The organism is Bacillus sp. 522_BSPC (assembly GCF_001076885.1).
In the GTDB taxonomy this organism is placed as follows: domain Bacteria; phylum Bacillota; class Bacilli; order Bacillales; family Cytobacillaceae; genus Niallia; species Niallia hominis.
On the sequence record NZ_JVDT01000064.1, the window covers coordinates 17,415 to 31,016 of the forward strand.

The window sequence follows — 13,602 nt, forward strand, 5'->3', positions numbered from 1 at the left end:
AAAAAATGCTTCGTATATTTGTGTTAATCGGCTTTACTTATTTATTTTTGCATTTACATGCTACTGGCGATATCTCAAAATATATTAATATGAAATATTCATATATATCAGAATCGGCCATTTATATATTTGTACTCTTTACAATTATATGTGTCTATAACTATATGAAAAAGGATAAAAATAACCATGATCATGATTCTTGTGAACATTGTGGACACGATCATTCCCATGAAGAAAATAGCTTTTGGAAACGTGGATTAACAATTGTAGCATTAATGCTGCCAATACTAACGGGGTTAATGCTTCCAGTAGCAACCCTTGACTCCAATATTGTAGAAAAAAAAGGTTTGTATTTCCCTGCATATGATGAAGGAGATGAGTATAGCCAGCATCAATTCTTGCAGCCTAATACAAGCAGTTATTATGGAAAAGAAGGTTATGCAGAAGTAATGGATAAGGGTTTGGATAAATTAAAGAATCTAAAAGAAATTACTTTGGGAGAAGATAATTTTTTAAATGATTTAGAAACGATTTATAATTATCCAGGACAATTTATGGATCGGGAAATTACCATTACTGGTTTTTCGTATAAGGAAGAAGATTTAATGAATAATCAGCTGTTCTTGCTGCGATTTGGCATCATACATTGCATTGCAGATGCTGGCGTATTTGGCATGCTTCTGGATATTCCAGATGATATGAAAAAAGACAATGACCAGTGGCTACAGGTAACTGGAAAGCTTGAAACCATTTACTATCAACCATTTAAGAAAACCATTCCGATTCTTAAAGTTACAGATTGGAAAACAATAAATGAGCCCGATGATCCTTACGTGTATCGTCAATATTAAAAAATAGGGAATGTTAGCTTTTTGCATTACATTCCCTATTTTTTTTATACGTATTTTTCCATGCGGATATCGTCCCACATTCTATCTTGATAGTAGGTAAATTGTTTGTTTTTCCCGATTTCTTGGTAGCCAAGTTTGCTGTATAATTTTTGAGCACTTTTATTAAATTCGAATACCCCTAATTCTATTCTTTTTAGACCCTGCTTTTTAATCTGTTCTTCTAAATATCTAAGCGAAGTGGAGCCTATTCCTCTCCCTCTAGCGATTTCTTCCCCTATTGTAATAGCAATCCATGCAGTCCCTCTTTCTTTTTTATACAAATGGACTGGGTCAACTGTATAATTCATTTCCCCTACCAGTATATTGTCTAGATATATTTCATACATATGGTATGTTGTTAACCGTTTATTGATTTCTTCTTTTGTTATCCGTACATAGCTTTCTACATCCTCTTTATTCCGACAAGGATGGATTAATGGGATTAGCTTTGGATCATTCTCCCATTTGTTTAAACTGGTAATCAGTTGGTCTGTTGGATCTCCTGTTTTTTGAAAGGAAATTTTCATGTGTGGGTCCCTCACCTTTATATAGTCTTCTTTCATTATAAGCGAAAACAAGTGAAGTTGGTCCGTAATCTTTTTCCTCTAGGAGCAAATTTGTCCCATAAGACAATATTGTTTTTGTTCTAATTTATTTCATAAATCATATTTATTTTATTATGAGAAAAATTCGAATAAAGGAGTGAAATAACTTGGTAACTGTTCACTTTTTTGATAATAGCACAAATGTATTAACTCAACTCCGGCAAGAAATCCCAAATGTTGAACAAGAAATAAAAATTAAAGGACGCAAAGGAAAAATACTATCGGTTATTCAATTGAAAGAGGATGTATTTCAAGCAAATGTAGAATTTGAAAAGATTGTAAAAAAAGCAGCCGTTGCAGCAGACTCTAAAAAAAGAAAACGCTAAGGCATTTCAGAGAAGCTTACTTTAAAGTGGCTTCTTTTTTTTCGTTCAGATAATATTTGCCTTCCTCCTCTCTCATTAATGTGGATACATAATTCCCGTTAAAATAACAAATGATATAGTTAAAATATGTTCAAAAGGAGAATGAAGGATGCTTAGTAATAAAGTTAGCCGTGTAGCCTTAATTGGCACAGGTTTTGTAGGATCTAGTTACGCATTTGCGTTAATGAATCAAGGGATTGTGGATGAATTATTGTTAATTGATCTTAATAAAGATAAAGCAATTGGAGATGTAATGGATTTGAATCATGGCAAAGTCTTTGCTCCTAACCCAATAAGTATTAAATATGGAGAGTATAAGGATTGCACGGAGATGGATCTAGTTGTTATATGTGCTGGAGCTAATCAAAAACCTGGTGAAACACGTCTTGATTTAGTGGAAAAGAATTTAAAAATATTTAAATCGATTGTCGATCAAGTGATGGCAAGTGGCTTTCATGGAATATTCTTAGTTGCAACAAATCCAGTAGACATTTTAACCTATGCAACTTGGCGATATAGTGGACTTCCGAAAAATCAAGTTGTTGGCTCTGGGACAATTTTGGATACTGCTCGGTTCCGTTTTCTACTTGGAGATTACTTTAAAGTTGCTCCAACTAGTGTCCATGCCTATATTATTGGAGAGCATGGCGACAGTGAACTGCCAGCCTATAGTTCAGCAGATGTTGCCGGTATTCCTGTTTATAAGCTAATGAAAAGAGCGGCTGAATATAAAATGGAGGATTTAGACGAAATTTTTGTGAATGTGCGTGACGCAGCCTACAAAATTATTGAAGGGAAAGGTGCTACTTATTATGGGATTGCTATGGGACTTGTGCGAATTACAAAGGCAATCTTAAGTAATGAAAATAGTGTATTAACCGTATCTGCCTATTTAGATGGCCAATATGGAGAAAAGGATGTCTATATAGGTGTACCTGCAGTAATAAATAGAGAAGGAATACGTGAAGTCGTTGAATTGGAACTAGCTGAAGATGAGCAAGAAAAATTTCATCAAAGTGCGACTATATTAAAAGATATTCTAAAACCTCATTTTAATAAATAAACCATTCTCTCTTGATCTGCTATGGATGGTATTGCATAACTTCTAAATAGCCCACACCCAAACAGCCTAGTTTACATACTTTATATGGTAAGTAAATTAGGAAAGGTGTGACAGAATGGATTGGAAGAAATACCTTCTCATAGCAGCTGCTACTTTCTTGATTCTATTTTCCGGCATTGTAACTGTATTGCTTTTTCATACAAAGAGTGTGGAAGCAGACAAAGAACCAAGTAATTCGGTTGATTCACAAGGCACTGCTACAACGGAAAGCGGCCAAGGAAATGTTAATATATCTGTAACAAATAATATTCAAAATATTGTAAGCAGTGAAGCGAAAGCAACGATTGATAATAAAGTAACGAATGATATAGAGGATACAAATGCATCGATTGAAAATACAATTGATAATAAAACAGAAGATGACGCATCTGTTACCATTAATAATGCCATAGAGAATCTGTTAAAAGGGCAGGTAAATGGTACAACAACTAACTCGATTACAAACAATATTCTTTCTAATAATAAAGCGGAATTAGCAAATAAAATATTAAATGACTTAGATTTAACAGTTGATGTAAATGTCACAAATGAGCTTAATACAAATGGAAAACAAGAAAACACAAATAATGATAATGAAAATTCAAATGATAGTGACGATAGCAATAATGAGGAAAATAGCAACGATAATAACGGAGATACGGATAATAATGAGGAGACTTCCTATTTATGGGGAATTGATTCCGCTAGTGAAACAACGGAGGATTTCTATGCTTGTGTGAGAGATAACTTTGGAACCCCAAAAATTGTTGCACGCTATTTAGGTACAAATGATGGGGTTTCAAACGGTCTAACAGGGGAACAAATTGATTTAATTCACTCCAATGAGGCAGATATCCTTCTAATCTATAACGGATTCACTGATGCAACTGGCTATGATAATGGTGTTAGTGAAGCGAAAAAAGCGATTGCATTAGCTAATGACCTAAGTACTCCTGATGGTGTTGCGATTTTTGCTGACATAGAGCCAAACTATCCAGTCGATGCAGCCTTTATTGAGGGGTGGTATGACGAAGTAAGCAATTCCTCTTACGAACCTGCAATCTACGGTATCTTTGATTCAGGAGAGGCACTTACAAATGCTTTTAATGAGGCTGTTGAAAATAAGGGAGAAATAAAGGAAAATACGTATCTATGGTCTGCTTCTCCAAACATTGGAATTACTACTGAACAAGATGCACCAGAATTTAAAGTGGATGCTCCAGAAGGTTCTCTTGCATATGGCTGGCAATATGGCATTGATGATGAAACATGTAATATAGATACAAATCTATTTGATAGTAAAATAACAGATGTATTATGGAAACATTAAAAAAGACTCATCTTACTAACGAGCCTTCGGAAAGTAAGATGACTTTTTTTTGTTTGTTTCATGCAGGGATCATGTAGAGATATTGTTTTTGTAGAACAGGATTTTTTTCTTGTTTCATACAAACTGGAAACGACAAGTAAACCACCAAAAAGACAATAATGATGGAATTTATTTATATCCGATTGTCTTTCCATTCATTTTTTCTTCTAGAAGATGGGATTAGTTTATTTCCTTACTCCTTTATACTGTGATCGTTTATTTTCAGTATATTATCGTAAATAAGAAGATATTATCGATTCCTTCTCCAGCCCCCGTTAATTTCTAGTCGAAATCGCATAAAATCAGAAATTAATCTGGCTGTTTTGCCTTCTTGACTATGTTCTCTTAATCTTGATTGGACACAGTGCAGTAATCTTTCATCACAATATCGACAGGAACCGTATGTGTCAACACATTGATCATGTCTTTGGCAACAGGAATCTACATAATTAATTGGCGCACCAGGACCGCTGCAACCCGGTCCACAATAGCGATAACCACCTGGCAGACAGATTCTTATCGGATTTTTATTCCTTTTTTTCTTTTGCATTTTTTTGATTCTCCCTTCTCTTTAGTCTATGAGGCATAAAAAACAAGGTTTGGGGAATCAATCTATAGAAACAGAATAATTTGAACCATTTATTACATAAAAAAGGATTGTCCAAAAGAGAGTACCCTTTTTGAACAACCCTTTATATATTAGCTTTGTTTCTTGAAAATTTTGGAAATGATTTCATCTGTTGACATATCGCTTTTTATTTTGAATGAACCAAGCTTTAAGTATTCTGCAACGCCTTTTTTATCTACTTTTTGTGAGAATTCCAAGGCAGTTTCTTTAATGATTTTTTCATCATGTAAAATGCTTCCTACATCATAGCTAGTCATACCGCTTGAAACAGTAACAGTGACTGTCTTCACTTCCTCTTCTTGCTCTTCTTCTTTGTCCTCTTTCTTTTCTTCAGAAGTATTGGATTCAGATGCTTGTTTTTGCTCTTCTTCCTTTTGTTTCGCTTCTTCTGAAGTTTGAACAACATATCCGCTGCTTGTTAAAATTTCTTTCATTTCTTCTACAGTCGGTGTATTTGCTACATCTTCCGTCACTTTGTCTACCTTTTCCACTTTGTTTTCTTCTGCCTTTACAGAATCATCTTTTGTAGAGAAATAGACAATTCCACTAACAGATGTTGCTAAAAGTAGTCCTGCTGCGAAACTTGTGATTATCGTTGGTTTCATTGTAAAACACTTCTCCTTTCTTCTTTTCCAAGTAAGTAAGGAGCTAACATCTCTTCTACTTCAGTTTGAGTAAGCTTCTTTTGAGCTGCAATACTTTCAACTGAATACTTACGTCTATGCAAGTCAAGTACTTCTCTTAAAACCGTACGGTCCTTAGAAGCAAGTTGAACGCCAGATTCTTTTTCCATTATTTCTATGTCCAGCTCAAGATGACGAATTTGTTTTTGCAACTGTGCTATTTCTTCCATCACAGAAAGGTGAATTACATCTATTTCACGTTGCTCTGATTTTGACGTTTGTTTTGCTTTAATAACGGAAGTAATGAGCAAAATGGCTGCTGCAATAAACAAAATGGCTAGGGTCCATTCCATTTTAATGATCCTCCCTCTTTCAGAATCTACTTTCCTAAGTACCTATTATACATTCTTTTTGATTATTTTTCGATCATATTCTACAAAATCCTTCAATAGTTAGACAAGTTGGGACAATTTTGCAACTTTTATTATATGAAAATAGTAGCAAGTATCCTTTAAAATAATAGGTTTAGCACAGGGAATCAGAAAATTATTAAGTGGAGCTGCTGAGCAGTTAGTAATATATACCTAAACATAAAAAACGATTCATTAGCATGTGCTATTGAATCATCCTCCATTAGTTTGTGTTATTTGAAAGCCATTTTTCCCTTGTTTTTTCATATGATACATAATTTTGTCAGCGTTTTGCATTAATGTTTCTATATCTTTCCCATGATCAGGATAGATGCTTATGCCGATACTACAAGTAATAGAATGTAGCTTATTATCCATTCTGAGTGGATGGTTAAAAATCGAAATCAATCTTTTTGCATAATCCTCGACTTCTTGTTTTGTGTTCATACCTTCTACTAGGAGAATAAATTCATCTCCACCTAAACGGCATAGAAAATCATTCTCCCTTACAGAACCTTTCATCCTTGCAGCAATAAGCTTTAGTGCTCGATCACCATATTTATGACCTAGTGTATCGTTAATTTGTTTAAAATCGTCAATATCTATGAATAGCAAAGCAAAAGTTTTCTCCTTATCCTTACTATCCATTAATCTTGAAATGGTTTTATATAGATGCCGTCGATTCGGTAGTTCTGTCAGTGTATCATATAAAGCTTGTCTTTTTATAATCTTTTCATATGCCTTTCTTTCCGAAATATCTCTTGCAATCGTTGAAAGGAAATGAATATTTTGATTGTTAGCCTTGTGGGTCACAATTATTTGCGAAACAGGAATTTCTTTCCCCATAGAGTTAGAAAGAGTGTTTTCTCCCCTCCAAATACTTTTCTCAGCAGAAAGCTCGTTTTCGTTTATGTCAACAATTTTATTTGTCCATAACTGTGCGTTAACGGAATGTAATTCTTCTATTCCCTCAGGAATGCCAAGAAAAGCTCTAGCAGAAGGATTTAAATAGGTGGTATTTCCAAAGCTATCCGCTGTTGCAATTAAGTCTGGAGAAGCTTCGATAATATCTAGCAATTGTTGTTGACGATCTTGATTTTTCTTCCATAAGGTGATATCTCGATTTATGCCTCTATATCCGATAGTATTATTTTGATTATCTATTATGGGATTCGCATTTGTCTCGATAAATACTTCATGCCCATTGCGGTGAATCATCGTGAAATCTAGATTTTGTAAGGAACTATTATTCTCCATAGCGCTCAAGACAATTGCTTGAACTGATTCTACTTCATTTATTTTAATGAAAGAAAACATCGATTTTCCAAGTAATTCATTAGCGGAATATCCCAATGTCTCTTCTACGATGGAATTGGAATATGTAAATTCCCATTGTTCATTAATTTGCCAAATCCAGTCGTTTACATGCTCCACCAGCAAACGAAAAAAATCATTAGATGGTGTATCGTTATCTTTCATACTATTCATCGTTAAGTCTCCTACTAAAGAATAATTATAGGCAAATGGGTGTTTTCAGTATTTTCTATTATTTAACTATTATATCATTATTCGTCTATTTTTTAAAGAATACTTTGAAATCAAGGGATTAACCCCACAATTTAATATTGTTGATTCAAACCGATGGAAACCTTAATTGCTCATGTAAAAAAATTTCCTAAATAAGTGGTACAGGCTTCCTTTTTTGAATACGTTTAATATAGACGTTTATATTAGGAGGATCATTAATGGATAGTATTTTATATTATATTGCCTTAGGTTTATCATTGGCAGCACCGATTGGGCCTGTGAATGCTGCAGTTATAAACAGAGGTCTTAGATATGGTTTTCGTCATGCTTGGGTTCTATCACTAGGTTCTCTATTGGGTGACGTTTTCTTCATCATTCTCGTATATTTTGGAGTAGCAAAATTAGCTAATATCCCTATTGTACAAACCTTTCTGTGGCTATTTGGTGCATTTGTCCTCATTTACACAGGTATAGAAGGAGTCATGACAAAAACAAGTACAATCTCAAGAAGCAGTAAGGATACTAACTCTATGTTTCGATCGTTTATAACTGGGTTGCTTATGAGTATAATGAATCCGCTGTCGATTATCTTCTGGCTAGGAATATATGGATCTATATTAGCCACTACTATACATAATTTAAGTACAAGCACCTTATTATTGTATACAGGTTGTATGTTATTTGGTGTTGCCATCTGGGATCTCACTGTTTCGGTTTTATCGAGTTTCTTTCGAACGGTTGTCTCCGAACAGCTAATTACCTTTATCAGCAAGATATCAGGTCTAATATTGCTTTTATTCGGCGGCTATTTTGGAATTCGGGGGATTCAATTCTTTTTATAAAAATCTTCATTTGAAATAGATGCCTATCTGAACCATTCTCTATTATTTATGGTTTTAGAGATATTTTAGATAAGGCATCTTTTTTTAGATTGTTTTTAACTTTACTAGACCATGTAATTGTTCCATCACATTATCAGATACAATTCCACCGTGATAACACACAATTTTTGTAATTGGATAGGTTAGAAACTTTTCAATCGATTGAATGGCAAGGTTCATATCCGGCGTATGTACTGGATTAGGTAGGTGAAGCTTTCCGTTTACAGCAGTTAATGCATCACCAGCAACCAAGGTCCCTGATTTTTTATGGAATAAGCTTATATGCCCCGGTGTATGGCCAGGTGTGTGAATTATCTCAAGTCCTTCATTAATAGGTAGTAATTGACCATCTTCTAGTGAATTGGTAACTTGGGCCTTTGGTGGGTGTAGATAAATAAACTTTAATGAGTCTGGTAATGCTTCCCATTGCTCTTCATTAAATTTAGCAGGATTTGCTTTTAATAAAGGTTGATTTCCTTCTATATAAGGGATATCCTCTTTATGTGCATATATGGTTAAATGCTGTGTGCATGCTGTTAATATTTCTGGTAAGCTGCCTATATGATCAATATCCTGGTGTGTTAACAAGATGTCTGTTAAATCTTCCAATGATTTATTTGCTTTAGCCATAACTAAATTTATGTCTTCCATATATCCAGGCATTCCTGTATCTATTAATAATGTTTGTTTTTCATCCCATATTAGGGTTGGGTGCATGACAAAGGAATTTTTTTCAATCGTCAATATCTCTATTCCTTTTAATTCTGCCATATAATTGTTCCCCATCTCTGATTGTTTTTTTATAAGTATAGCGGTTTCGTTTTAAATAGTAAAACATAATTTAACAGGAAGAAGATGTTTTTTATAAATGGAAAAATTGGGAAGGATATAAAGAAGAAAAACCGCACTTTCCAATTGAAAATGCGGTTTTCGTTGTCTATTTCATTAGTTTACAAATATTGTTTGTGAACTCTACTGGATCCTCAATGGATAAACCTTCAATTAGTAATGCTTGGTTATAAAGAAGGTTTGTATAAAGGGCCACTTTATCTTTATCATTCTCAAAAGCCTCTCTTAACGCTTGGAAAATTTCATGGTTCTTGTTAATTTCTAAAACTTTATCTGCTTTGATATTTTGATTTTCTGGCATCATACTTAGGACTTTTTCCATCTCAATGGAGACTTCTCCTTCGGCAGTTAAGCAAACAGGATGTGATTTTAAACGAGTTGATACTTTTACGCCTTTCACTTTATCGGAAAGAATATCCTTCATATAATCAAACAATGCTTTATTTTCCTCTGTTGCTTCTTTTTCTTCTTTTTCTTCTTCCTGGTTAAGACCTAAATCACCGCTAGATACTGATTTGAATTCTTTTTCTTTATAATTAGCAATTATTTTAATGGCGAATTCATCAATATCATCTGTTAAATACAGAATTTCATATCCTTTATCGCTAACTAATTCCGTTTGTGGAAGCTTATCAATACGTTCAATAGAATCTCCAGATGCATAATATATAAATTTTTGATCTTCTGGCATTCTTTCTACATATTCATCTAATGATACTAATTTTTTCTCTTTTGAAGAATAGAAAAGTAGAAGATCTTGTAGCATTTCTTTATTCATTCCGAAATCATTGTAGACACCAAATTTTATTTGTCTACCAAATGATTCATAGAAAGATTCATATTTTTCTCTTTCATCTTTTAGTAGGCTTAGAAGCTGACTTTTAATTTTCTTTGTTAAATTCTTTTCAATACGCTTCAATTGGCGATCATGCTGCAGCATTTCTCTTGAAATATTAAGAGATAAATCTTCTGAATCGACCATACCTTTTACAAAGCTAAAGTAATCGGGCAGTAAGTCCCCGCATTTCTCCATAATTAAAACGCCATTTGAATAAAGCTCCAAACCTTTTTCATATTCTTTAGAATAATAATCAAAAGGAGTTTTTTCTGGAATATAAAGGATCGCGTTATAACGAATTGCACCATCTACGCTAACATGAATATGCTTTAACGGTTTGTCATAGCCATAGCGTTTTTCTTCATAGAAATTTTGATAATCTTCATCTGTTAATTCATTTTTATTCTTTCTCCAAATAGGAACCATGCTATTTAGAATTTGCTCTTCCCTAACTTCCTCGTATTCGTTTTCTGTGCCTTCTTTTAATTTACTTGAAGTCACTTCCATTTTAATTGGATAACGGATAAAGTCTGAGTACTTTTTAATAATCGATTTTAAGCGATATTCTTCTAAATATTCATCGTATTGATCTTCTTCGGTATTTTCCTTAATTGTCAGGATAATATCTGTACCGATTGCCGATTTCTCTGTTTCTTCAATGGTATAACCATCTGCACCTTTTGAAATCCATTTATATGCAGTATCACTATTTAAAGATTTAGTAATTACTGTTACCTCATCTGCTACCATGAATGCAGCATAGAATCCAACCCCAAACTGCCCAATTATGTCATGGCCATCTTTCGAATCGTTTTCCTTTTTGAAAGCAAGGGAGCCGCTTTTGGCGATTGTACCTAAATTCGATTCCAGCTCTTCCTTTGTCATCCCAATTCCAGTATCGGAAATAGTTAATGTCCGTTTTTCTTTATCTGCTGTTATTTTAATAAAATAATTATCTTTTTCAAAATTAATGGTATCATCTGTTAAAGCTTTATAGTAGATTTTATCAATTGCATCACTAGCATTTGAGATTAACTCACGTAAGAATACTTCCCTTTGTGAATAGATGGAGTTAATCATCATTTCTAATAATCGTTTCGATTCTGCTTTAAATTCCTTTGTTTCGATCATTTTTATACACCCTTTCTCTTCATTCTTATGTAATAATATTAGCACTTAAAGTTCGTGAGTGCTAATCTATTAATTTAATATCATATTTCATAAGGTATGTCAATTATTAGGATGTTTAGAGAAAAAGAAGGCTAAGCATTAAATTTTTGATTACATTAATATCTGTAATGGTAGAAACCATTGGTTTGTTACTAGCTCTAACTTTTTGTTAAGACATCAAAAAAGGACACAAATCTTATGCGAAATGTGTCACAAATTAGCCTGATATTAATTGCGAAATCTCTTCCTTCTTTTATCTCTTCTTACGCGTATTTCCATTAATAAGGATCTGCCTCATGGCTTTTCTTTACTGCATCTTTGGTAGCTTGATTTGCATCTATTGTACCTTCACCATATTTTGATATACCTGCTTCACGTCCAGGTACATTTTCCTTAGCCATTTCTTTCATTTCTTTCATTTTTGATTCGATGCCTGCCTTCACGCGATTACCATAATCTTCATCTGCTTGTGTAAAGTGTTCAATCATCGCATCTTGAATTTTTTTATCGCAGATTGCCAGTGCTTCAGATAGATTTTTTATTAATTCATCGCGTTCCCAATCTTCAAAACTTCTGTATGTGTGTCCGGCTTGTCCATAGTTATTAGGTCTGTCTATTGGAGCACTCATTGCCGCTGCATTATACTTTGGCTGATGAGGAACACGGTTTTCTTTACCTGCTTCTTTAAAACCTCCGAGCATGGATGGCTCATAGTTAATATGTGGATTTTCACCAGACTCTTTCGGGTCACGTACATCCATTTGCCCACGATGTTGATTCGTACGGACAGGTGCTTTTGGTGCATTTACTGGTACTTTTAAATAATTTGCGCCAACACGATAGCGTTGTGTATCAGAGTAAGAGAAAGTACGCCCTTGTAACATTTTATCATCAGAAAAATCCATTCCATCTACAAGTACTCCAGTTCCAAAAGCAGCTTGCTCAATTTCAGCATGGAAATCGACTGGATTACGATCGAGGACCATACGACCAACTGGCAACCATGGGAATTTATCCTCTGGCCAAAGCTTTGTGTCATCGAGAGGATCAAAGTCGAGTTCTGGATGATAATCATCCTCCATGATTTGCACATAAAGCTCCCATTCTGGGTAATCACCGCGCTCAATTGATTCATATAAATCTTGTGTTGCATGACCTACGTTCTTAGCTTGAATGGATTCGGCCTCTTCTTGTGTTAAATTTCGGATACCTTGTTTTGGTTCCCAATGATATTTCACTAAAACTGCCTCACCCTGTTCATTAACCCATTTATAAGTGTTTACACCAGATCCTTGCATGTGACGATATGTAGCAGGAATTCCCCAAGGAGAGAATAGGAAGGTTATCATATGTGTAGCCTCAGGCGTACGGGAAACAAAATCAAACATTCGCTGTGGGTTTGGAACGTTTGAAGCCGGATCTGCTTTGAATGCATGAATCATATCAGGGAACTTCATAGCATCACGAATAAAGAATATTTTAAGGTTGTTCCCAACAAGGTCCCAGTTTCCATCTTCTGTATACATTTTTACTGCAAAGCCACGAGGATCGCGTGCTGTTTCAGGTGAATCTTTAGCTCCTGCAACTGTAGAGAAGCGAACCATTAATGGTGTTTTCTTCCCTGCGCCTGAAAATACTTTTGCGCGAGTATACTTTTCTACTGGCTCATTTCCAACTTTTCCGTAAGTTTCAAAATAACCAAAAGCTCCAGACCCACGTGCATGTACCACACGCTCTGGTACCTCTTCACGATCAAAATGGGAGATTTTCTCAATAAAGTGGTAATTCTCGAGTGTAGCTGGTCCGCGATCACCAATAGTACGGATATTTTGATTATCTAATACTGGATGACCTTGACGTGTCGTCAACGTTTCTCGTTCCTGATCTTGTCCGTTTTTCTTCTCCATTTCTTTGTTATCACTCAAAAAAATTACCTCCTAGTCATTAGTCCTTATTAATTGTATCCAATAAATGTTAATTAATTCTTTATAAGTAAACGAAAGGATGTACATATTAGATGGATAGATGGAAAGTTAATGTACAAACAAGAGAGGCATTAAAAAGTCCCGAAATTAACGCCTAAAAGAATTAATAATCATTTATGTACACAAATAAATGTATTAAGGGATTTTTACTAATACCCCTTTCCTTTCTTCTTTAACCCATTTATGTACGTAAGTAGTGTTACCAGATAAAGGATGGTTATGCATAGGAAAATACAAAGAGGCTGGGACATAAACATTTCAGCTAACAGTAAACACGAACAATTATGCGGTTGGTTTACATCATCGTTCGTATTTGTATTTTAGAAAAAGGTTTAAAAATGAAGTGAAATGGAGCGGAGG

At 34.4% G+C, this 13,602-nt stretch carries 13 protein-coding genes; 5 read left to right on the top strand and 8 right to left on the bottom strand.

Translation table 11 applies throughout. The features are described from left to right. Positions 1-5: 5 nt before the first annotated feature. On the top strand, positions 6-851 hold the full coding sequence (locus ADJ83_RS04690) for a TIGR03943 family putative permease subunit (RefSeq protein ID WP_031537749.1): 846 nt from the start codon (positions 6-8) through the stop codon (positions 849-851). Positions 852-895: 44 nt separating this feature from the next. Here ADJ83_RS04690 and ADJ83_RS04695 read toward each other — a convergent pair whose 3' ends face one another. Continuing rightward, positions 896-1,417, bottom strand: coding sequence for a GNAT family N-acetyltransferase (locus ADJ83_RS04695; RefSeq protein ID WP_031537748.1), 522 nt, complete (start codon positions 1,415-1,417; stop codon positions 896-898). A 185-nt stretch (positions 1,418-1,602) separates the two neighbouring features. Between ADJ83_RS04695 and ADJ83_RS04700 the strand changes: the two genes are divergently transcribed. The 3 genes from ADJ83_RS04700 to ADJ83_RS04710 all read left to right on the top strand — a co-directional run bounded on the left by ADJ83_RS04700 (position 1,603) and on the right by ADJ83_RS04710 (position 4,292). After that, positions 1,603-1,821, top strand: a complete 219-nt coding sequence (locus tag ADJ83_RS04700; protein WP_031537746.1) for a hypothetical protein — start codon at positions 1,603-1,605, stop codon at positions 1,819-1,821. Positions 1,822-1,969: 148 nt separating this feature from the next. After that, positions 1,970-2,923, top strand: a complete 954-nt coding sequence (locus ADJ83_RS04705; RefSeq protein ID WP_031537745.1) for an L-lactate dehydrogenase — start codon at positions 1,970-1,972, stop codon at positions 2,921-2,923. Between the two features lie 115 nt (positions 2,924-3,038). After that, positions 3,039-4,292, top strand: a complete 1,254-nt coding sequence (locus ADJ83_RS04710) for a glycoside hydrolase domain-containing protein (RefSeq protein ID WP_031537744.1) — start codon at positions 3,039-3,041, stop codon at positions 4,290-4,292. A gap of 289 nt (positions 4,293-4,581) precedes the next feature. Here ADJ83_RS04710 and ADJ83_RS04715 read toward each other — a convergent pair whose 3' ends face one another. The 4 genes from ADJ83_RS04715 to ADJ83_RS04730 form a co-directional block, all read right to left on the bottom strand. Further along, positions 4,582-4,881 carry a coat protein gene (locus tag ADJ83_RS04715; protein ID WP_031537741.1) on the bottom strand — a complete coding sequence of 100 codons (300 nt, stop codon included), beginning with the start codon at positions 4,879-4,881 and terminating at the stop codon, positions 4,582-4,584. Positions 4,882-5,030: 149 nt separating this feature from the next. Continuing rightward, the gene (locus ADJ83_RS04720) at positions 5,031-5,564 is read right to left on the bottom strand and encodes a hypothetical protein (protein WP_031537740.1); all 534 of its coding nucleotides are present in this window, start codon (positions 5,562-5,564) and stop codon (positions 5,031-5,033) included. Next, complete coding sequence (locus ADJ83_RS04725) at positions 5,561-5,935, bottom strand: hypothetical protein (protein WP_031537739.1); 375 nt, start codon at positions 5,933-5,935, stop codon at positions 5,561-5,563. The genes ADJ83_RS04720 and ADJ83_RS04725 overlap by 4 nt, the downstream gene beginning before the upstream one ends. A gap of 270 nt (positions 5,936-6,205) precedes the next feature. Then, a complete protein-coding gene (locus ADJ83_RS04730) occupies positions 6,206-7,480 on the bottom strand; it encodes a diguanylate cyclase domain-containing protein (protein WP_031537738.1) in 1,275 nt (424 codons plus the stop codon). A gap of 257 nt (positions 7,481-7,737) precedes the next feature. Between ADJ83_RS04730 and ADJ83_RS04735 the strand changes: the two genes are divergently transcribed. Then, positions 7,738-8,361, top strand: a complete 624-nt coding sequence (locus tag ADJ83_RS04735; RefSeq protein ID WP_031537736.1) for a LysE family translocator — start codon at positions 7,738-7,740, stop codon at positions 8,359-8,361. Positions 8,362-8,445: 84 nt separating this feature from the next. Here ADJ83_RS04735 and ADJ83_RS04740 read toward each other — a convergent pair whose 3' ends face one another. From ADJ83_RS04740 to ADJ83_RS04750, 3 genes are all read right to left on the bottom strand, one after another. Beyond that, a complete protein-coding gene (locus ADJ83_RS04740; protein ID WP_031537734.1) occupies positions 8,446-9,171 on the bottom strand; it encodes an MBL fold metallo-hydrolase in 726 nt (241 codons plus the stop codon). A gap of 166 nt (positions 9,172-9,337) precedes the next feature. Further along, a complete protein-coding gene (gene htpG / locus ADJ83_RS04745) occupies positions 9,338-11,215 on the bottom strand; it encodes a molecular chaperone HtpG (RefSeq protein WP_109769016.1) in 1,878 nt (625 codons plus the stop codon). A gap of 320 nt (positions 11,216-11,535) precedes the next feature. Beyond that, positions 11,536-13,164, bottom strand: a complete 1,629-nt coding sequence (locus tag ADJ83_RS04750; RefSeq protein WP_231512557.1) for a catalase — start codon at positions 13,162-13,164, stop codon at positions 11,536-11,538. Between the last annotated feature and the right edge of the window lie 438 nt (positions 13,165-13,602).